Annotated in this window: 23 protein-coding genes; 9 read left to right on the top strand and 14 right to left on the bottom strand. The window is 59.7% G+C overall.

Annotated features, from left to right (window positions below; genetic code table 11):
* Window positions 1-140 precede the first annotated feature (140 nt).
* A complete protein-coding gene (locus tag ACA043_RS07350) occupies window positions 141-1,112 on the top strand; it encodes an IS110 family RNA-guided transposase (protein WP_497657519.1) in 972 nt (323 codons plus the stop codon).
* 73 nt (window positions 1,113-1,185) lie between these two features.
* Here the strand turns inward: ACA043_RS07350 and ACA043_RS07345 are convergent, their stop codons facing one another.
* The 4 genes from ACA043_RS07345 to ACA043_RS07330 all read right to left on the bottom strand — a co-directional run bounded on the left by ACA043_RS07345 (window position 1,186) and on the right by ACA043_RS07330 (window position 4,917).
* Window positions 1,186-2,103: a 5-oxoprolinase subunit C family protein gene (locus tag ACA043_RS07345; protein ID WP_497658898.1), complete on the bottom strand. Its 918-nt coding sequence runs from the start codon at window positions 2,101-2,103 to the stop codon at window positions 1,186-1,188.
* Window positions 2,100-2,804, bottom strand: coding sequence for a 5-oxoprolinase subunit PxpB (gene pxpB / locus ACA043_RS07340; RefSeq protein ID WP_497658897.1), 705 nt, complete (start codon window positions 2,802-2,804; stop codon window positions 2,100-2,102). The genes ACA043_RS07345 and pxpB overlap by 4 nt, the downstream gene beginning before the upstream one ends.
* A complete protein-coding gene (locus tag ACA043_RS07335) occupies window positions 2,801-3,553 on the bottom strand; it encodes a 5-oxoprolinase subunit PxpA (RefSeq protein WP_497658896.1) in 753 nt (250 codons plus the stop codon). Before ACA043_RS07335 ends, pxpB begins: the two co-directional genes overlap by 4 nt.
* Window positions 3,554-3,630: 77 nt before the next feature.
* Window positions 3,631-4,917, bottom strand: coding sequence for an MFS transporter (locus tag ACA043_RS07330; protein ID WP_489878438.1), 1,287 nt, complete (start codon window positions 4,915-4,917; stop codon window positions 3,631-3,633).
* 158 nt (window positions 4,918-5,075) lie between these two features.
* On the opposite strand from ACA043_RS07330, the gene ACA043_RS07325 reads away from it, so the two are divergent.
* Window positions 5,076-5,990, top strand: a complete 915-nt coding sequence (locus ACA043_RS07325; RefSeq protein WP_489878437.1) for a LysR family transcriptional regulator — start codon at window positions 5,076-5,078, stop codon at window positions 5,988-5,990.
* A gap of 172 nt (window positions 5,991-6,162) precedes the next feature.
* Here ACA043_RS07325 and ACA043_RS07320 read toward each other — a convergent pair whose 3' ends face one another.
* The 3 genes from ACA043_RS07320 to ACA043_RS07310 are packed head-to-tail and all read right to left on the bottom strand — an operon-like array spanning window position 6,163 to window position 8,008.
* Window positions 6,163-6,705, bottom strand: coding sequence for a DUF2937 family protein (locus tag ACA043_RS07320; RefSeq protein ID WP_305441908.1), 543 nt, complete (start codon window positions 6,703-6,705; stop codon window positions 6,163-6,165).
* Between the two features lie 12 nt (window positions 6,706-6,717).
* Window positions 6,718-7,494, bottom strand: coding sequence for a class II glutamine amidotransferase (locus ACA043_RS07315; RefSeq protein WP_024012022.1), 777 nt, complete (start codon window positions 7,492-7,494; stop codon window positions 6,718-6,720).
* Window positions 7,495-7,510: 16 nt separating this feature from the next.
* On the bottom strand, window positions 7,511-8,008 hold the full coding sequence (locus ACA043_RS07310) for an MFS transporter (protein WP_401266523.1): 498 nt from the start codon (window positions 8,006-8,008) through the stop codon (window positions 7,511-7,513).
* A gap of 147 nt (window positions 8,009-8,155) precedes the next feature.
* On the opposite strand from ACA043_RS07310, the gene ACA043_RS07305 reads away from it, so the two are divergent.
* Together ACA043_RS07305 and ACA043_RS07300 are read left to right on the top strand one after the other, a co-directional pair.
* Window positions 8,156-10,210, top strand: coding sequence for a S9 family peptidase (locus ACA043_RS07305; RefSeq protein WP_497658895.1), 2,055 nt, complete (start codon window positions 8,156-8,158; stop codon window positions 10,208-10,210).
* A 202-nt stretch (window positions 10,211-10,412) separates the two neighbouring features.
* Window positions 10,413-10,886 carry a cyclic nucleotide-binding domain-containing protein gene (locus ACA043_RS07300; protein ID WP_186548822.1) on the top strand — a complete coding sequence of 158 codons (474 nt, stop codon included), beginning with the start codon at window positions 10,413-10,415 and terminating at the stop codon, window positions 10,884-10,886.
* Here the strand turns inward: ACA043_RS07300 and ACA043_RS07295 are convergent.
* Window positions 10,883-11,167 (bottom strand): hypothetical protein, encoded by a 285-nt coding sequence (locus tag ACA043_RS07295; protein WP_497658894.1) that lies wholly within the window; start codon window positions 11,165-11,167, stop codon window positions 10,883-10,885. The two genes, ACA043_RS07300 and ACA043_RS07295, sit on opposite strands and share 4 nt — an antisense overlap.
* Window positions 11,168-11,245: 78 nt before the next feature.
* Here ACA043_RS07295 and ACA043_RS07290 point away from each other — a divergent pair, with 78 nt between their 5' ends.
* The 4 genes from ACA043_RS07290 to ACA043_RS07275 all read left to right on the top strand — a co-directional run bounded on the left by ACA043_RS07290 (window position 11,246) and on the right by ACA043_RS07275 (window position 13,383).
* Window positions 11,246-11,932: a spermidine synthase gene (locus ACA043_RS07290; protein WP_093103748.1), complete on the top strand. Its 687-nt coding sequence runs from the start codon at window positions 11,246-11,248 to the stop codon at window positions 11,930-11,932.
* 48 nt (window positions 11,933-11,980) lie between these two features.
* Window positions 11,981-12,352, top strand: a complete 372-nt coding sequence (locus ACA043_RS07285; RefSeq protein WP_007911336.1) for a YajD family HNH nuclease — start codon at window positions 11,981-11,983, stop codon at window positions 12,350-12,352.
* 101 nt (window positions 12,353-12,453) lie between these two features.
* Window positions 12,454-12,924, top strand: coding sequence for an RNA methyltransferase (locus ACA043_RS07280; RefSeq protein WP_007911337.1), 471 nt, complete (start codon window positions 12,454-12,456; stop codon window positions 12,922-12,924).
* Window positions 12,925-13,005: 81 nt separating this feature from the next.
* Window positions 13,006-13,383: a YgaP family membrane protein gene (locus ACA043_RS07275; protein ID WP_187680184.1), complete on the top strand. Its 378-nt coding sequence runs from the start codon at window positions 13,006-13,008 to the stop codon at window positions 13,381-13,383.
* A 113-nt stretch (window positions 13,384-13,496) separates the two neighbouring features.
* Here ACA043_RS07275 and ACA043_RS07270 read toward each other — a convergent pair whose 3' ends face one another.
* Complete coding sequence (locus ACA043_RS07270) at window positions 13,497-14,726, bottom strand: hypothetical protein (protein ID WP_497658893.1); 1,230 nt, start codon at window positions 14,724-14,726, stop codon at window positions 13,497-13,499.
* A gap of 35 nt (window positions 14,727-14,761) precedes the next feature.
* Entirely contained in the window at window positions 14,762-15,211 is a 450-nt protein-coding gene (locus ACA043_RS07265) for a YcgN family cysteine cluster protein (protein WP_122608869.1), read from the bottom strand.
* A 165-nt stretch (window positions 15,212-15,376) separates the two neighbouring features.
* Here ACA043_RS07265 and ACA043_RS07260 point away from each other — a divergent pair, with 165 nt between their 5' ends.
* Window positions 15,377-15,970, top strand: coding sequence for a nitroreductase family protein (locus ACA043_RS07260; protein WP_497658892.1), 594 nt, complete (start codon window positions 15,377-15,379; stop codon window positions 15,968-15,970).
* A gap of 81 nt (window positions 15,971-16,051) precedes the next feature.
* Here ACA043_RS07260 and ACA043_RS07255 read toward each other — a convergent pair whose 3' ends face one another.
* From ACA043_RS07255 to ACA043_RS07240, 4 genes are all read right to left on the bottom strand, one after another.
* Window positions 16,052-16,984, bottom strand: coding sequence for a D-2-hydroxyacid dehydrogenase (locus tag ACA043_RS07255; RefSeq protein WP_497658891.1), 933 nt, complete (start codon window positions 16,982-16,984; stop codon window positions 16,052-16,054).
* A 105-nt stretch (window positions 16,985-17,089) separates the two neighbouring features.
* Entirely contained in the window at window positions 17,090-17,383 is a 294-nt protein-coding gene (locus ACA043_RS07250) for a YcgL domain-containing protein (protein WP_187680180.1), read from the bottom strand.
* Window positions 17,380-18,513: a ribonuclease D gene (gene rnd, locus ACA043_RS07245; protein WP_187680179.1), complete on the bottom strand. Its 1,134-nt coding sequence runs from the start codon at window positions 18,511-18,513 to the stop codon at window positions 17,380-17,382. The genes ACA043_RS07250 and rnd overlap by 4 nt, the downstream gene beginning before the upstream one ends.
* 163 nt (window positions 18,514-18,676) lie before the next feature.
* Window positions 18,677-20,326, bottom strand: coding sequence for a phosphoethanolamine transferase (locus ACA043_RS07240; protein ID WP_497658890.1), 1,650 nt, complete (start codon window positions 20,324-20,326; stop codon window positions 18,677-18,679).
* Window positions 20,327-20,453 lie beyond the last annotated feature (127 nt).

Below are 20,453 nucleotides of genomic sequence, written 5' to 3'. Positions count from 1 at the left end.
GATGTAGATCGTGCTCCAGCCCTCCACACTCACTCGTATAGTTCGAACGGTATCTTGGGCCCGTCTCTGGCGAGAGCCCGCATTCGCAAGGTTGGACAGAGTGCAGTGATGATCGAAAACGGATTAATGGAGAAACGGTCATGTCCAATTTCGTCGGCGTCGATGTCGCTAAAAACACCTTTGATATCGCTACTCACCTGCCAAACGGCAAGCACAAAACCAAAGCCAAACTGGCTAACGACTCAAAAGGTTTCAAAGAGTTTGACGCCTGGTTGAACAAGCAGGTCGAGCCTACAGCCCTGATCGTGATGGAAGCCACCAGCGTTTATCACCTGGAACTTGCCGAGTTCGTCTACAACAAGGGTTACCGGGTCTGCGTCGTCAATCCGGCTACGACCCACGCTTACGCCGACAGCGAGCTGCGCCGGATAAAAACCGACAAAAGCGACGCCAAATTGATCGCTGACTTTGCTCGGGAAAAGGCTGAAAAGCTTCAGCTTTGGGCTCCGGAGCCGCTGAAATATCGTCAGCTAAAGGCGATGGTACGTCGCTTGGATGACCTTCAGGAAATGGAGCAAATGGAGCTCAATCGCCTGGATGTGTCCGACGAAAAGGTCAAAGACTCGATCAACTCTGTGCTGCGTCACATCGAGAAAGAGATCGTTGAAACTCACAAAGCAATCAAAAAACACATCGACGATGATCCAGACATGCGCCAAATGCGCGACTTGATCGTGACCATCGACGGTATCGGCCAGAAAACCCTTGAGCGGCTGCTGGCCGAGTTGGGCGACCTGCGTAAATATGACGACCCTCGCAAGCTGGTCGCTGCCGCCGGGTTGAACCCAAAGCTGCAGGACTCGGGAAAATTCAAAGGCAGAACAGTGATTTCGAGGATCGGATCGGCTCGCGTTCGGGCGGGTCTATACATGCCTGGGTTGGTTGCACTGAAGCACAACAAGGCAATCATCGCCATGAAGGACCGCTTGAAGGCCAACGGCAAGGCCCCCAAGCAAATCATCTGTGCAGCGATGCGCAAACTCCTACATTTTGTCTACGCCGTTCTTAAATCGGGCCAACCATTTGACCCGAAAATTGCCCTTGCCCGATGAGGGGCAAGACGGTATCTACAGAGAAATCTCCGCTCCCCTGCAGGAGCTGCCGCAGGCTGCGATCTTTTGATCTTCAACCAAACAGCTGCAGATAGTCGACATGCTCCCGGTGCGCAACGTCCTGCACCACCGGCCGCAATCTCACCTTCGCTCCCGGCAGACATTGCGCCAGCCGAGTCAACGCCAACGGCGTCAACGCCCCCAAGCGCGGATAACCACCAATCGTCTGTCGATCATTGAGCAAAACAATCGGCTGCCCGTCCGGCGGAACCTGCACCGCGCCCAGTGGAATGCCCTCGGAAATCATCGGCTGCCCCTGGTATTGCAAAGGCTTGCCCAGCAAGCGAATGCCCATGCGATCAGCGCGACTGTCCAGCGTCCAGGCGCTGTTGAATACATCAAACAGACTCTGCCCGCCGAACTGGCCGATCTGCGCCCCGAGCACCAGATCCAGCGGCGCATTCAGCCGAAGATCCGGGCGATGCGCCATTGGCACTTCTCGAACCAGAAAGGTTTCACCCTGATAGCTCAACGTCGCCCCTTTGGTCAGCGGCAGACCCATGCCATCGAGCCCCCCGAGTTCCTCGCGCACCACCGTGGCGCTGCTGCCCAGAACCCTCGGCGCGTCAAAACCACCCGGCGCCGCCAGATAAGCCCGGGCACCGAGTCGTGGCTGGGTGAGTTTCAAAGTCTGCCCTTTGCGCAGTTTGAAACTGCACCACGGCGACAGCGGTTGGTCATCAAGGTGCGCGTCGAGATCTGCCCCGGCCAACGCCAAGAGGCAATCCTCTTCAGCCACCAAGGCAAACCCGCCGAGGGTGATTTCGATCACCGGCAGATCCAGGCCGTTGCCCAGCAGCCAATTGGCCCAACGCATCGACCGCCAATCCGCCGCACCGCCCTGGGTCACGCCCAAATGCCGCACGCCAAACCGCCCGGCGTCTTGCAACAGGCACAGCGGCGTACTTGCTTCAATCGTCAGTCGGCTCATGCCAGTGCCTCCAGCGGTGTGTCGTCGCCACCCAGATGGATGAACTCGGCGTGGCTCACCGCTTCGAAGCGCACGGTGTCGCCAGGTTGCATCAGGCTGTAGCCGTCGCGATGGCGATCAAACAGTTTCGCCGGGGTGCGGCCGATCAGGTTCCAGCCACCCGGGGAAACCACCGGATACGCGGCGGTTTGCCGTTCGGCAATGCCGACGCTGCCGGCGGCGACTTTCTTGCGCGGGGTGTTCAGGCGTGGCGCAGCCAAGACTTCTTCGACCAGCCCCATGAAGGCAAAACCCGGGGCAAAACCAAGAGCGAATACCTGATACTCCCGGGCACTGTGACGGCGGATGACCTCTTCTACCGCCAATCCACTGCGTTGGGCCAAAAGGCTCAGTTCGGGGCCGACGCTCAGGTCGTACCAGACCGGCAGCACGTGGCACTGGCCGGTGGCCCGCGCATTCGGCGAAAGATCAATCAACGCCTCAGCGATCAATTTCCGGGCCTGATTCGGGCTCAAAACGGTCAAGTCGTAATGCACCATCAATGTCGTATAGGACGGCACCAGATCAATCATTTGCGCACCGAACACCGCGCGCAACCGCTCACTGGCAGCGAGCATCCATGGCATGTTGGCCTCGGCGATGTCATCGAACAGACGCAGCATCAGGCAATCCAGTGCTACGACTTCAATCCTTGGATTCATGACGCACTCTGCTGATTCAAGGCCTCGCGGATACGCTGCACGGCGGCCACCGAACTGGTGTTGTCACCGTGTACGCAAAGGGTGTTGGCTTGCAGGTGCAAGGCGCTGCCGTCGCTGGCGGTGAGGTTGTCGCCACGGGCAATGGTCAGCGCTTGCTCGATGATTTTTTCCGGTTCGTGATGCACCGCGCCCGGCAGTTGTCGCGAGACCAGGCGACCGGCGCTGTCGTAGGCACGGTCGGCGAAGGCTTCAAACCACAGGGTTACGCCGTACTCGTCGCCGAGTTGCTGCGCCGCCGAGTTGTCGCGGGTGGCCATCAACATCAACGGCAACGTGCGATCGTAAGCGGCCACCGCCTGAATCACCGCGCGCAACTGCGCCGGGTTGGCCATCATGTCGTTGTACATCGCGCCATGGGGTTTGACGTAGCTGACTCTTGCACCTTGCGCGCGGCAGATGCCGTCGAGCGCGCCGATCTGGTAATGCAGGATGTCTTGCAGTTCCTGTGCGGAATACGCCATGGAGCGCCGACCGAATCCGACCAGATCCTGATAGGCCGGGTGCGCGCCGATCTGCACGCCATGGTTCAGTGCCAGGCTGACGGTTTTGCGCATGATGCCCGGGTCGCCGGCGTGGAAGCCGCAGGCCACGTTGGCGCAGTCGATGAAGGGCATGACTTCGGCGTCCAGACCCATGGTCCAGCTGCCGAAACTCTCGCCAATGTCGCAATTCAATAACAGGCGGCTCACGGTAAACACTCCTGTAGCTTTTTATCTTTCTATCCGTAGGACATCGCCCCTTGGGCAATGCCCCCGCAGGTTATCAGTTACTGCGCGTCGAGTTGCTTGCCACGGGTTTCCGGCAGGCTCAACGCCGCGATAATCACCACGCCGTAAGACACCGCAGCAAATGCACCAATGCCCACGCTCAACGGCACTTTCTGGCTGAGCAGGCCGATCAGCAGCGGAAACAGCGCCGCCAGCGCCCGGCCGATGTTGTAGCAGAAGCCCTGGCCCGAGCCGCGAATCCGCGTTGGGAACAACTCGGTGAGAAACGCGCCCATCCCGCTGAAAATCCCCGAGGCAAAGAACCCCAGCGGGAAGCCCAGCCAGAGCATCACGCCATTACTGACCGGCAATTGGGTGTAGAGCAGAACGATGGTGAACGAGCCGACCGCGAACAGGATAAAGTTCTTTTTGCGACCCAACAGGTCGGTCAGATAAGCACTGATCACGTAACCGACATAGGAACCGACAATCACCATCGCCAGGTAACCGCCGGTGCCGAGCACGCTCAAGCCCCGTTCGTTTTTCAGGAAGGTCGGCAACCACGAGGTGATCGCGTAGTAACCGCCAAGTGCGCCGGTGGTCAACAAGGAGGCGCGAATAGTGGTGAAGAGTATGCCGGGGGCGAAGATCTCATAGAACTTCGCCGCATTTTCCGGGGTTTGCGCAGCCTTGGCTTCGCGGTAGATCTCCGGGTCTTTGACCAGACGTCGCACGAAAATTACGAAAATCGCCGGCACGATGCCGAGGATGAACAGCGCTCGCCAGGCATCTTCCGGCGGCATGATCGAGAACAGCAGCGCATACAGAATCGCCGTCAGCCCCCAGCCCAGCGCCCAACCGGATTGCACCATGCCGACCGCTTTGCCGCGATCCTTCGCCCGGATCACTTCGCCGATCAGCACTGCGCCAGCCGTCCATTCGCCACCGAAACCGAAGCCCATCAGGGTGCGGGCGATCAACAACTGTTCGTAGTTTTGCGCGAAGCCGCAGAGGAAGGTGAAGAAGGCGAACCACAGCACCGTCAGTTGCAAAGTGCGCACACGGCCAATGCGATCAGACAGGATGCCCGCGACCCAGCCGCCGATGGCCGAGGCGATCAGGGTGCTGGTGTGAATCAGCCCGGCTTCGCCCGTGGTGATGCCCCACATCGCAATCAGGGTCGGCACCACGAAACTGAGCATCTGGGTGTCCATGCCGTCCAGACCGTAGCCGATCTTGCAGCTCCAGAACGTGCGACGCTCCTGCTTGTTGATGTTGCGATACCAGTCGAACGGTCCGGGGCGGGCCGTGGTCTTGGCGAGGTCGAGGGTGTCGGGCGCACTCATGGCAAGTCTCCGCAGGCTTTTATTGATCTTGTTCGTAGTCCCGACGACGCCTATCGTGGGAACCGGATGCGCCGATTTTTGGGCGCCCCGCCCTGCTGCGTCCAACGAATAAAAACCCGCCTTAGGCATAAGAAAAATTTGTCACCCGAGCCTTGCCCATGAACCTGAAGTTTCTCGAGACCTTTGTCTGGGTCGCCCGGCTGAAGAGTTTTCGCCTGACCGCCGACAAGTTGTTCACCACTCAGGCATCGATTTCCAGCCGCATTGCGGTGCTTGAAGGCGAGTTGGGGGTGAAGCTGTTTCTGCGTGATTCGCGCGGCGTCAGCCTCACACCCGAAGGCTTGAAAGTGCTGGACTATGCCGAGCAGATGCTCGACACCATGAGCGCGCTCAAGCAATCGATCGAAACCCGCTCAAGCAAGGTTGGCCGTGTACGCATCGGCGTGATGGACACGGTGATTCACACTTGGCTGAGCCCGTTGGTGGCGCAGATGACCGACCTGTATCCACGCGTGGAAATCGAGCTGGTGGCCGATACCTCGCTGAACCTCTGCGATCAGCTGCAAAAAGGCTTTCTCGATCTGATCCTGCAAACCGATCTGGTGCGCCATGAAAGCGTGCGCAGTCTGGAGCTGGCCAGCCATCCGCTGGGCTGGATCGTCGCCAGCCATTCGATCTACAACCGCGACTACGCCGATCTCGCCGAACTGGCGCAGGAACGCATCATCACCTACTCGAAAAACTCCCGGCCACACCAGGACCTATTGGCGCTGATGCAGGCCAACGGCGTGTTGGCGCCGCGCTTGAATTGCGTGAATTCGGTGTCGGCGATTACCCGGTTGCTGCGCGATGGTTTTGGCATCGGTGTATTGCCGCCGGTGCTGGTGGCCGAGGAGTTGGCGCGGGGTGAACTGACCCTGCTCGCCATTGATCAGCGGCCACCGAATCTGCAAGTGGTGGTGTCGTGGCGGGTGGGTGTGGAGTGGGTCGAGGAGATTGTGACGTTGTGTCAGCAGGTGCTGGAGGGGTATGCGCAGAAGGTGGGTGAAAACTACATCACCCTTACTAACTGATCACATACTTGTGGTGAGGGGATTTATCCCCGACCGGCTGCGCAGCAGTCGTACACCAAACAACTCAGTCTTTCTGACACACCGCTTTGCCGGGTTTGGGGCTGCTTCGCAGCCCATCGGGGATAAATCCCCTCACCACAAAATCCCCTCATTTCAGGGGGTTGTGCAGAATTTACAAGCCGCGCACATCCCGGTCTTCAATCGGCCGGCTCTGGCGCAGGCGCTTGCCGCCCAGTACCACCCAGTCGATCAGACGGAACAGGCATTCGATGCCGAACGACAGCAGCAACGCGCCGCTCATGCCCCAGATCATCGCTTCCGGAGTCAGCAGGATCTGATAGCTGTAGCCGTTCCAGGTTTCCTTGCGGATGTCCGGGTCGGCGGCCAGCACCACTTGCAGGAAGCGGATGTACCACGGCCCCTGCATGGCCTGGAACTGTTTATCCAAGGCCAACTGACGATTGAGCATCGTGCTCAGGCTATCGGCATCGCTGCGAAACACCGGGTCTTCACTGGCGCGATAATGCGCGACCAAGGCCTGCATGTCGCCCTTGAAAAACTGTTCGGCCGTGCCCTGGAACCCACGCAGACCAGTCTGCGCCTCGATCAGATGCGCCTCGACGCGTTTAGCGTAATCGTTGATGAACCCCGGCACCTGGACACCGATCAACAGGCCCGCCGCAAACAACACCAGCCGTAGATAACTGAGCAACATGGGGTGCAATCCTTATTCGGTCTTGCCCTGGCTTACGCATTCGCCGCGTCGCCACAGGCTCCATTGGCCCGGTTCGTAGCGGGTCCAGGTTTCGTTTTCGGTCAAGGGTTCGGTGGCAATCACCGTCACCACATCGTTGGGCGTGGTTTCGGCCTGGAAATCGACGATCACATCGACATCCTTGAGCCGCGCCGGGCCGAACGGTGCGCGCCGGGTGATCTGCGCCAGTTTGGTCGAGCAATAGCAGAACAGCCAGTCGCCATCGCTGAGCAGGCAGTTGAACACGCCTTTGCTGCGGTATTCGGCGCACGCGGCGACCAGATCCGGCAGCAGCACTTCTATATCGACCGGTTCCGGAAAGGCTGCACGTACGCGGTTGAGCAAATCGCAGAACGCCGCTTCACTGTCGGTATCGCCAACCGGGCGGTAGAAACTTTTGATCGGGGTGAAATCGGCGAGCTGGCCGTTGTGCGCGAAGCACCAGTTGCGCCCCCACAGTTCGCGCACGAACGGGTGGGTATTGGACAGGCAGACCTTGCCGACGTTGGCCTGGCGGATGTGGCCGATGACCACTTCGCTCTTGATCGGGTAACGCTGCACCAGATTGGCGACTTCCGACTCGCTGCTCGCCGCCGGATCCTGAAACAGCCGCAGGCCACGGCCCTCATAGAAGGCGATGCCCCAGCCGTCGCGGTGCGGGCCGGTGCGGCCGCCGCGCTGCATCAGCCCGGTGAAGCTGAACACAATATCGGTCGGCACGTTGGCACTCATGCCCAGTAATTCACACATGTGCGGACTCTCGGGATTACAGACGCGGCTCGACCCGCATGCGCTGCGGATTGCTCGGTACCGGCGGGCGGCCATAACGGTCATCACCGGCACCACCGAACGGCTGATCATCGTCGCGTTCATCGGCGCGAGCTGCGGCCTTGGCGGCGTCGGCCTGTTCACGGCGAGCCTTGGAGGCACGTTCGATCGGGAAGCGGATCAACACGAAAATCAGGTAGATACCGAAGGCGATCATGCCGTACATGAACAGATCGGAGACCGCGCGCCAGGCGTTGTTGCCGACCTTGAACGCCAGATCCAGTGCGGTAATGGCGATGGCCGGAGCGACCTTTTCCTTCACGGGGTCAACGATGGTCGGGCTGAAGAGCAATACCACCATCAACACGCGCAGCGGCTCGCGCAGCCAGCGCCACATCCAGGTGGTCAGGCGCATCCATACCAACAGGCAGCCTACAGCGGCAAAGGCGTAGAGGCCCCAGGCGATCAGATAGTCGTTCTCGGTCATGGTGTCCATGGCAAGGCAGGCAAAGAGGCGCTTATAGTAACGACTTTTCGCCCGCCAGGCTTGTCCCAATGCCAGACGGCGAGCAGCAATCCCTGTGAGAGCATCAGTCTCAAGCGCTGCGAAATCCCTTTTCCGAATATTGTCCGAGAGCCTTCCATGCCCGAATCCGCCAACGTCATCAGCGCCCCGATTGCCCACAAGGCGGCCGGCGCCGACCCGTATGCCTGGCTGCAAGAGCGCGACACCGATGCGGTGCTCGACTACCTCAAGGCCGAAAACGCCTACCAAGAAGCGCAAACCGCCGATCAGGCCGAACTGCGCGAAACCCTGTTCGAAGAGATCAAGGGCCGGATTCTCGAAACCGATCTGTCCCTGCCCTCCCCTTGGGGGCCGTACCTGTATTACACGCGCACCACAGCGGGCGACGAATATGCCCGGCATTACCGCTGCCCGCGCCCGGCGGACGACAGCCTGACCCTCGACGAAAGCCGCGAGCAACTGCTGCTCGACCCGAACGTGCTGGCCAATGGCGGATTCTTTTCCCTGGGTGCGTTCAGCATCAGCCCCGATCACCAGCGCCTGGCCTACAGCGTTGATGCCTCGGGCGATGAGATCTACACGCTGTTCGTCAAGGAACTGTCCAACGACAAGGTCAGCGAACTGGAATTCGAGGACTGCGACGGCAGCATGACCTGGGCCAACGACAGTCTGACGCTGTTCTTCGGCGTGCTCGACGACACCCACCGCCCGCACAAATTGTTCCGTTATCGCCTCGACGGCACTGCCGCTGAAGAAGTCTTCCACGAGCCGGACGGGCGTTTCTTCCTGCATTGCTACCGATCCAGCTCCGAACAGCAATTGCTGCTGTCGCTGGGCAGCAAGACCACCAGCGAAGTCTGGGCACTGGACGCCAACCAGCCGCACCTGCCGTTCACCTGCCTGGCACCACGCGTCGAAGATCACGAATACGACGTCGACCACGGCCTGCTCGATGGCACATGGACGTGGTTCATCCGCACCAACCGCGACGGCATCAACTACGCCTTGTATCAGGCGCCGGACACTGGCGTCGCGCCGACAGAAGCAGACTGGCAGAACCTGATCCCGCACAGCGACGAGGTGATGCTCGATGGCGTGAGCCTCAACACCGAGGCCATGACCCTGAGCCTGCGCGAAGGTGGCTTACCGATCATCGAAGTTCACCCACACGGTCTGGCGCCTTATCGCGTGCAATTGCCGGACGCGGCCTACAGCCTCTATGTGCAAAACAGCCTGGAGTTTGAAAGCGATCGCATCCGCCTGCGCTACGAGGCACTCAATCGCCCGGCGCAGGTGCGCCAGTTGATCCTCGCCAGCGGCGAACAGACTGTTCTGAAAGAAACACCGGTACTCGGCCCGTTCGATGCTGACGCTTATGTCAGCCAGCGCCTTTGGGCCACCGCGCCGGACGGCACGCAAGTGCCGATCAGTCTGGTGATGAAACGCGAAATGGTCGGCAAACCGGTGCCGCTGTACCTGTACGGTTACGGTGCTTACGGTTCGAGCCTCGACCCATGGTTTTCCCACGCGCGCCTGAGCCTGCTCGATCGCGGCATGGCCTTTGCCATCGCCCACGTACGTGGCGGCGGCGAGTTGGGCGAAGCCTGGTATCGCGCCGGCAAGCAGGAACACAAGCACAACACCTTCAGCGACTTTATCGCCTGCGCCGAATTCCTGATCCTCAATGGCATCACCACGGCTGAAAAACTGGCGATCAGCGGCGGCAGCGCCGGCGGTTTATTGATTGGCGCGGTGCTCAACCAGCGTCCGGATCTGTTTGGCGTGGCGATTGCCGAAGTACCGTTCGTCGATGTGCTCAACACCATGCTCGACCCTGAACTGCCGCTGACCGTCACCGAATACGACGAGTGGGGCAACCCTGAGGAGCCGGACGTCTACGAGCGGATCAAGGCCTATGCGCCTTACGAAAACGTCACTGCGCAGGATTATCCCGCGACACTGGTGATCGCCGGCTACAACGACAGCCGCGTGCAGTACTGGGAAGCGGCCAAGTGGGTGGCGAAGTTGCGAGCGACCAAAACCGACAACAACGTGCTGCTGCTCAAGACTGAACTGGGCGCCGGCCACGGCGGAATGAGCGGGCGCTATCAGGGATTACGTGACGTAGCGCTCGAATATGCATTTGTTTTCAAGGTTCTGGGGCTGGCCTGAGGAACTCCGTCGGTCACTTGGGTCTTAACTCAAGACCCAAGAGGCCGATACCTACAGTTCCATGTAGGAGCTGCCGAAGGCTGCGATCTTTTGATTTTGATTTTCAGACAGGCAAGATCAAAAGATCGCAGCCTTCGGCAGCTCCTACACTGGAACCGTGCAGCGCCTGAAATCAGTGAACACAAAATAAGATCGCAACGACATGTCAGAACCGACCTTACTGAACAACGAAATCCGCGACTGGCTGATGGACTGCGGCCTGTTCGACCAATTGCAACTGGCCGACTTCGCCGCCGCCTCCGGCTACTTCAGCATCAGCACCGTGGCTGAAGGCGAAGCAATTTTCCGTGAGGGCGATGCCGGCAGTTTCATGTGCATCCTCCACACCGGTCAGGTCGCCGTGCAGAAAACCGGTGCCGACGGTCAGGTCATCACCATGGCCACCCTGCGCAGCGGTCGGGCGTTCGGGGAAATGGCCGTGCTCGACGGCGAACGGCGCTCGGCCACTTGCGTGGCGGCGAGCAATTGCCAGTTGCTCAATCTGGGCAAGGACTCGCTGGAAAAAATGCTCAACGACGCGCCGAAAATCGCCGCCAAGATCATCCGCGCCCTCGCCGTCTCCCTGTCCAAACGCTTGCGCATGGCCGACGGTCAACTGGCGGCGCAACAGGTTTAACCGCCGGGGGATTTGATCTTGGTGCCGGTCTGTTCAATACCCGGCACCGGTTGATCCTTGATTGGTGGGCTGGGCATTTCGATCGGCACCAGCGGCGGGCTGCCACTGCCGGCGCCCGACTTGGGAATGTTGATCGGCGTGATCTGTGGATATGGGGTTGGCGTTGCGGTGCCGGGCGAGCCGGGCTGCGGCGCCGGGCTGATCGGAATGGTCTGCTGCGCCTGCACTGCAGTTATCGAGAGCGCGGCCAGGGCAATGACCGTTAGAATGGTGCGCTTCATCAAGGGCTCCGTTGGCCTTAGTCTGCGCTCAGGCTACTCCCAACGGGCCTGCTTGCCTTCCCCCTTGTAGAGATTTCCATGAAACGTTTCGTTCTGCTCGACACCACCCCGATCCCTGAAAGCGGCGGTGCCCTGTGCCTGTTCGAGTATGGCGAGGATTTCGTCATCAAGATCCAGGGCGGCGACGGCGGGCAACTGATGAACACGCGCATGCACGGCTCCGAAGATGCGCTAGCCGAGATCCCTTGCCGCAAGGTTGCCGGCCGGCCGGACTCGCGGGTGCTGATCGGCGGGCTGGGCATGGGTTTCACCCTCGCCTCGGCGCTCAAGCATCTGGGCAAGAGCGCTGAAGTGGTGGTCGCCGAACTCGTGCCGGGCGTGGTCGAGTGGAACCGTGGCCCGCTCGGTGAAAAGTCCGGCCGGCCGCTGCTCGATCCGCGCACGGTGATTCGTCAGGAAGACGTGGCCAACGTCCTGCAAAGCGAGCCGAACGGCTTCGACGCGATCATGCTCGACGTCGACAACGGCCCCGAAGGCCTGACGCAAAAGGCCAACAGTTGGCTGTATTCCGCCGCGGGCCTGAATGCCTGCGCCAAGGCACTGCGCCCAAAAGGCGTGCTGGCCGTGTGGTCGGCCAGCGCTGACCGGCAGTTTTCCGACAAATTGAAGAAGGCCGGTTTCAAGGCTGAGGAAGTGCAGGTCTTCGCCCACGGCAACAAGGGCACTCGCCACACGATCTGGATTGCCGAGAAGCTCAAGGGCTGAGCTAAACTCTGTACATAACCGTCATTAGTCTTCTACAAAGGTGAACCCATGAGTTCGTCCACCCCAACCAATACGTCGAAACTGGATCGCATCCTCGCCGACAACCAGCGCGACAAGGAAATGGGCTATCGCGACAAGGCCCTGAAGATGTACCCGCACGTCTGTGGCCGCTGCACCCGTGAGTTTTCCGGCAAGCGCCTGAGCGAACTGACCGTGCACCACCGTGACCACAACCACGACAACAACCCGCAGGACGGCTCGAACTGGGAGCTGTTGTGCCTGTACTGCCACGACAACGAACACTCGCGCTACACCGACCAGCAATACTTCAGCGAAGGCTCGCTGAGCACGCCGAAAATTGCCAAGGCGACGCACAACCCGTTCGCCGCACTGGCCGGGTTGATGAAGAAAGAAGACTGAACCAGCCATGATCGTTCCCACGCTTTGCGTGGGAACGATCAGTGCCCGCCCTCCCCCAATCCCCGTATAATCGCGCTCTTTTTCCCGAAGGCACCCCGCTCGTGGCAGACAAACGTTACAGCTGCATTGGTTTGTACAACCCCAAATCACCGGAGAACGTCGGTTCGGTGATGCGCGCCGCAGGCTGTTACGGCGTGGCGTCGGTGTTTTACACCGGCAAGCGTTATGAACGCGCCGCCGATTTCGTTACCGACACCAAGCGCGTGCACTACGACATTCCGCTGATCGGCATCGACGATCTGAAAAAGATCCTCCCGCTCAATTGCGTACCGGTCGCCGTGGAACTGGTCGAAGGCGCCCGCCCTCTGCCGGAATACACTCACCCGGATCGCGCCCTGTACATCTTCGGCCCGGAAGACGGCTCGCTGGATAAAGAGATCCGCGACTGGTGCGAAGACGTCGTGTACATCCCGACCACCGGTTGCATGAACCTCGCCGCCACCGTCAATGTCGTGCTCTATGACCGCATGGCCAAGGGCCTGAATACTCGCTCCGGACCGAAATTCCGCTGAAGCGTCGCACATCCGATGGAACAAGCTGACCGCTCCGGCAGTCAGCTTGTTTATCCATTACTCATTACCTGGAGAAAGATCATGACCGAGCTCAAACGCGTCGAGCGTATCGAATCCACCCCGTTCCAGACTCGTACCGAGCAGAACGTCGAAGGCTGGGAGCGCATCGGCTCGCTGGCCGGTGGCGTGATCATGGTCGGCAAGGGCCTGCGCCGTGGTGGGGTGTTCGGTCTGATTCAGGTGGCGATTGGCGGTGTGGCCATGGCTCGCGGGATCACCGGGCACAGTTCGGTAAAAAGCCTGTTTGAGAAAAGCCGTCAGGACATGAACAACGTGCGGGCCAAGATCGAGCGGGCCGGAGAAGAGCTGAGCAAGCTCAAAGCCAATGCCGAGGCGGCGACCAGCACGGCGACGGTGACTGGTAATGATTCGGTGAAATCGCCGAAAGCCGGGGTTTGATCCTGAATTTGTTGTAAGGCCTGTGGCCTCTTCGCGAGCAGGCTCGCTCCCACATTTAATCTGTGTCGAACACAAAACCAGTGTGGGAGCGAGCCTGCTCGCGAATGGGGATATTACTGAAGCAACGCGGTATCAAGCACTTTCGAGGACTCGCCCAGAACGCTCTCGGCCAGTTGCACAAACTCCTTGGTGCTCACCGTCCCCAGATGCATCGCCCCGCGCAACACATCATCCAGCGAACGCTTGTTGCGCGTCTTCAGGCGAATCTCGCCATCCAGCTCCTGCAACACAATTACCGCTTTTGAAATCTGCCCCGGGCTGACCTGCTCGCCGCGCAGCGTTGTGACCTTTGCGCCATCCTTGGCCAATTTCGCCTGCAAACTCTGATAACGCTCGTCACTCATACCGCCAGCCCGGCGCACCAGTTCGATCGCGTAATACTCGGCAAAACCCTCACTGATCCAGTCACTGCGCTGCTCGTCATTGATCCGCCCGAACACCTGCGCCAACTCGCGTACCAGCGCACTGCTGCCGCTTTCGCTGACCAGCGGCAACCGCGTGTTGAGGTAAATCGATTCGTGCGCGCCGAGGCTGCCGCGCCACATCGGGTCGTTGGCGCCGACGATCAACAGTTTCGTGGGATGCCGTGGATATAGGGCTTGAACCTGAGGCCAGACGAAGGTGAGCAAGGTCAGCACATCCATCCGGCGCATGCCCTGCCCTTGCGGCGAGGCCACGGTGACTTCGGTTTCGCCCAGACGCGTGCGGCGGCTGCCCAAGTGCCCGGCGAGCATCCACCCGGTCGGGCGGTCGAACAGACGCGAGGGGTTGTCGATGCGGAATTTGTTTTTGCCGACGCGCGGCCAAGCGGTTTCGATGCTTTTCCAGCCGTCAGGCAATTCGAATTGCAGGCGCGAGACCAGTTCGGTGCCGTCCTGCTGATCAAGTTTGGCCGGCGGCACCAGTTCGTCGCCGCGCATCAAAGCCCAAGTCGGGGTCATGCGCGTGTCGAAGCTGCCGTTCTTGCGGCCGTGGCTGATGCGCACGCGGTAGGTCAGGCTGGACTTGTCGCTGGCCGGACGCCAGACACCGCGTGCCTGCTTGCCCGGTGTCAGCAGCCATTGGCCGTCGGCCTTGAAGTCGCTGTAATGACTGCCGTCGCCGAGGTCGAAATCCAGGCTGCGTACGGCTTCGCCTTTGGCCAGGGTCAGGCGCACTTCGGCCTGATCGCTCTGCGGCAACAGGCGCACGTGATAATCCAGATCGACTTTCTTCGCAGCCCACACAGGGGCGCTCAGCGCCAGCAGCCCGGCGATCAACCCCCGCCGCAATCCCACAGCCATACACACTCCTTGTTGAAACTTGAACCTGCGGGCGTTTAACCGGCCCGGAAAATCAGGTGATCTTCCCAGTCATCCTCCGGCACGCTGCCTTCGGCGAGCATGCGCCCGGACTGGGAAATACGCTCGTGGTGCACTGCATCGCGGTCGCCGCAGACCAAGTGGTGCCACAACGGCAGATCCTTGCCTTCGCTGACCAGTCGATAACCGCAGGTTGGTGGCAACCATTTGAATTCTTCAGCCTGGCCCGGGGTGAGCTGGATGCAGTCAGGGACAAACTTGAGGCGATTCGGGTAATCGCTGCATTGGCAGGTTTTCAGATCCAGCAGTTTGCAGGCAATGCGCGTGTAATAGACGCTGTTGTCTTCTTCATCTTCGAGCTTTTGCAGGCAGCACAGACCGCAGCCGTCGCACAGCGATTCCCACTCCTCGTGATCCAGCTGATCGAGGGTTTTGCGTATCCAGAACGGTTCGACTTTGGCGGCCATGGCTCAAGCATCAACATCAGGTGGTGAAAAGGCCGCCAGTCTAGTGCCCAAGGCCTTTCGGGCCAAGCGCTGGCGACTGTCGGTAAATCGTGCTTGTCAGCCCAATCGCCGCCAAGTAGGGTTTTGCCACGGTTTTATTACTCAAACGTAGCAAGGAATCTCTTGATGAGTGCCAACCCTCGCGTCGCCGATTACGCCATTCACCCGCAGTTCACTGATCGCTGGTCACCCCGCGCCTTCACCGGTGAAGCGATCCCGGAAGAAACCCTGCTGAGCTTCTTCGAAGCCGCGCGCTGGGCACCATCGGCCTACAACTCACAGCCGTGGCGTTTTCTCTACGCGCGTCGCGATACGCCGAACTGGGAGCGTTATCTGGGCCTGCTGAACGAGTTCAACCGCGGCTGGGCGCAACACGCTTCGGCGCTGGTGATCGTGATTTCGAAAACCACCTTCACCGCACCGGGCGCGACAGAAGAAACCCCCGCGCTGTGGAGCACTTTCGACACCGGTTCGGCATGGGGCCATCTGGCGCTGCAAGCGAGCATCAGCGGCTGGCACACCCATGGCATGGCCGGTTTCGATCAGGAACTGACGCGCAAAGAGCTGAACATTCCGCAAGGTTATGCCCTGCATGCCGCCGTTGCGGTGGGCAAGTTGGGTGACAAATCGACCTTGGCCGAGTACCTGCAAGCACGCGAAGAACCAAGCCCGCGTCGCCCGCTGAGCGAATTGGCGGCTGAAGGCGACTTCACCCTCTAAAAGCAAAAGATCGCAGCCTTCGGCAGCTCCTACATTGATCTTTGTAGGAGCTGCCGAAGGCTGCGATCTTTTCATAACAACTCAATACCCGCGGTTGAAATCCACTTCCCCACGCAACGGCTCGCCCACCTGATACGCCTTCAGGTTCTCGACAAACAACTGCACCATCAATGCCGGTGAAGTCGGTGCCGAGCTGTGACCGGTCAGCAGCAGGCCCCACGCCGTCCAGAACGGATGACGCTGCGGCAACGGCTCCTGACGGCAAACGTCGATCACCGCACCCGCCAGATGCCCTTCCTTGAGGGCCTCTACCAGATCGGCATCAACCACCGCTACACCACGCCCGACGTTGATGAACAACCCGGTCGGCTTGAATTGTTTGAACAGCGCTGCGTCGTAAATATCGTGGGTATGCGCCGTGTTCGGCAGCAGATTGACCACGTAATCCACTTCGCCCACCAGCCGTGGCAGATCGGCCATCGACCCGACTTCAACAAAAGGTGCCTGCTCCCGTGCGCTGCTGGCGATGCCGTACAGTTCGACGCCGAACGGCAACAGAAACTGCGCCACGCTCAGGCCAATATCACCGGTGCCGACAATCAGCACCTTGCGCCCGACCAGGCTTTGGCCGGTGCGGTTGTCCCACTTGCGCTCGACCTGGCTGACCAGTCGCGCCAGTACTTCGCGTTCGTGGCCGAGCATGTAAGTCAGCACGTATTCGGCCATCACCTGGCCAAAAATCCCCACCGCGCGGGTCAAGCGGTAATCCCGGCGCAGGCCGTCGGCGAGCAGCGGCGTGATGCCGGCCCAGGTCGACTGCAGCCATTGCGGTTGATGGCCCTGCCGCAACAGGGTCGCGAGCAGATCCGGTTGCCCCAGCCACACCGGGCAATCGGCGGCCTTGCGGGCCAGTTCAGCGGAGTCGCCGCTGGTCAGCACTTCGAGTTCCGGCGCTGCCTGTTGCAGCAGCCGGGCGTATATCGCGTGGTCGTGTTCAGCAATCAGAACGCGCATCTTCAAACCTTTCGCAAACCGTGCAGACGGCCACCGGATTCAGGGCGGCCATCGCGGTAAAAACAGTTCCAGAGTTAACAAAGGCCCAGAACAGGGCCTTGCAGATCACATCGGGTCGTTGCGTCGCAGCAACTCTTCGGGCAAGTGTTCGATGTACTCGTCCTCGGCAGGCGGCATTTGCAGGTGATAACCCTGTTTGTCGAGGTTTTCCAGGACAACGACGATGTCCTCGCTGGCCAATTTGCGCTCGGGAGTCAACACCAGGCTAAAGGCAAAAATGGCTTTGCCGAAGGCCGCCATCAACGCCTCGGGCACACGTTCCAACTCATCGCTCTTGAGCACGTAGAGATACATGCCGCTGCGCTTCGAGCTTTGGTAAATAGAGCAAATACGTTTCAAGGCTGTTCTCCGGCGGTGGCCAGGCTGTCGAGCAGCTTCTGACCCATGAGTTCGCGGCGCCAGCCACGCAGCGACTCAGGCAATTGGTAAGGACCCTCGGGAAAGCCGCTTTTGACCAGCGCTTCGAGGGTTTTCTTGCGCAGCATCAGTTCTGGGGCGATGCCCAGGCGCTCGGCCTCGGCCTGCCCCAGGGCGCGCAGTTGCTTGATCAACGCAGCCGCTTCGATCGGCAACGGCTCTGGCACAGCGGGCGGCCATTGATCAGGCCCCACACTGCCAGAGCGCTTGATCAGATCAAGCAGAAATTCACCGTCCTGACGCACGGTACGCGGGTGCATGTCTTCGATCTTGCCCAGCGCACTGAGGGAGTCCGGTTGCGTGCGGGCCAGCGGCCACAGCGAGTGCTCACGGACGATACGGTTGCGCGGTAGGTCGCGGGCGCGGGCTTCGCGCTCGCGCCAGGCGCACAACTCGCGCAGCACGGCCAGTTGCGCACGGGACAGTTTCCACGCCAGTTTGGCCTCGCGATAAACCTCGTACGGATCGGTTTCCCGGCGCAGGTTGGCGACCAGTTCGGCGCCGTCCTCCAGCACCCAGGCAAATTTGTCGTCAGACAGTTTCGGCCGCAGTTGTACGAAAACCTCTGCCAGATGCACGGCATCTTCGGCGGCGTAACTGATTTGCGTGTCGGACAAAGGACGCTGCAACCAGTCAGAGCGGGTTTCGCCCTTCGGCAGTTCGATGCCGAGTACGGCCTGCACCAAACGCGAATAACCCATCGAGAAACCAAGGTTCAGATAAGCGGCGCCCAGTTGGGTGTCGAACATCGGTGCCGGCAGGCTGCCGGTCAGGCGCAACAGGACTTCGAGATCTTCGCTGCACGCGTGCAAGACCTTGAGCACCGCCGGGTTTTCCAGCAATGCCGCCAGCGGTTGCCAGGCATTGATGGTCAGCGGATCAATCAGGTAGGCGCGTTTGCCGTCGCCGACCTGCAACAGACCGGCAATCGGGTAGAAGGTGTCGACCCGCATGAATTCGGTGTCGAGGGCCACGAAAGGCAGCTGCTGCCACTCGGCGCAAAATTGCGCGAGGCTTTCGTTGTCGCGAATCCAGTGAATATCGATGGCCACACGGCTCTCCCTTGAAGAATGGCGCGCAGTATATATCGCCACTGGCGATTTACGCGCCTGCGAAGGGCAAGAGCTGTAACGAAATGTCCTGCCAGAGAGCAAGAATAGTCTGACAGAGGAAACAGACACGCCCGTCGTGTCAGGACGACAGGCCCGAAGCGGTTCAGTCCTTCGCCAACACGCCGTCGATCACTGCACCACGGCAACCGGCGAACATATCCAGACCCGGCTGATACACCTTACTGCGCACTTCCAGCAGGCCAAGCATCGAATGGAACAGGTTGTCCTGGCTCAGCGGTTTGTCGCGGCTCATTTGCAGACAGTGGGTGTCGACCGAATAGGCTTTCTGATAGTTGTCGGAGAACCACGCCAGCATCGCGACATGTTTCTGTTGCTCCGGCGCCAGCATGTAAGGCGTGCCGTGCAGGAACAGGTTGTACTCGCCCAGCGACTCGCCGTGATCGGACAGGTACAACATCGCGGTATCAACTTTGTCCTGATTGTTACGCAACACATCAATCAGGCTCGACAGCACATGGTCGGTGTAGACCAGCGTATTGTCGTAACCGTTGACGATACTTTCGCGGCTGCAATTGTTCAGTGCATTGCTTTCACAGACAGGCGTGAAGTGCTCGTACTCCTTTGGATAACGCTTGAAGTACTCCGGTCCGTGGCTGCCCATCTGGTGCAGGACCAACACGGTGTCCTTGTCCAGATGATCGATAAAGCTTTGCAGACCTTGCAGCAGGATTTCGTCGCGGCATTCACTGTTGGCGCACAGCGTCGGGTCTTTCAAATTGCTGACATCCTGCAAGGTGACACGATCACAAGTGCCCTTGCAGCCGGACTGGTTATCGCGCCAGATCACGTTGATGCCAGCACGTTTGAGCACATCAAGCAGGCCTTCTTCGTTCTTGGCTTTACTGGCGTCGTAATCCTTGCGGCCCATGTTGGAGAACATGCACGGCACCGAGACGGCTGTTTCAGTGCCGCATGAATGCACATCGGTGAAGGCGATCAGCCCCGCTTCCTGGTCCAGCTTCGGCGTGGTGTCTCGGTCGTAGCCGAGAATGCCGAAGTTCTCGGCACGGGCACTTTCACCCACCACCAGCACGGTCAGGGATTTGCGCGGCTGAAGATGCAGATCCGGGTTGCGCTGCGCGTCTTCGCCAATCTTGACGAAGGGTTGCTGCGCCGAGACAACCTGCTCACGCAGGTAACCGGCCGAGGCGCCAATGTAGTTGCTCGGCACCAGCATCAAACGCAATTCATGGTGATTGCGAAACAACGACGACAGGCCTTGATAGTTGGCCAGCGCCACCCCACCGATGACCGCAACCGACGCCACGCTGACGATAACTTTGCTGAACAACTCATGATGCCAGCGACGATAGCTGACCGGCACTTTCCATAACAACCAGGACGGTAAAACTCCGAGCAGGAATATATAAGCAAACAACTTAAACGACAGCAAATCACGCACTTCCGTAACATTGGTTTCAGCAAAGTTACGCAACATGCCCGCATCAATCATCACGCCATATTGGCTCATGAAATAAGCCACACCGGCGCTGATCAAAAACATCAACATCAGCACCGGTTTAAGCAGCGGGCGGAAGGCCAGAAACGTCAGCACGATGTTGAACGCCGCGAAGATCATCACCCCGAAAGCCACGCGCATGGCGATGCCCTTGCCGTCTGCGGCGGTGATCTCGAAGAGGTGCTGCCAGAGCACAAAGTTGAAGCCGAGCAAAAGAAAGGCGCTGGCAATCAACGTCACCCATTCCGGGCGCACGGCTTTTAACTTCAACATAGAGGTTGGCAATTCCTGAAAAGAAGAGCTGTGGCTAACTGTGAAAAATTCATTAACCAGGGCATGACAAACTTTAGGCGCGCAACCATCAATTTTTTGTGAAAAAGACGCCAACAATTAGTTGGCC

This window comes from Pseudomonas sp. LBUM1648 (assembly GCF_059716145.1).
This window is presented reverse-complemented; position numbering and strand designations above follow the sequence as displayed.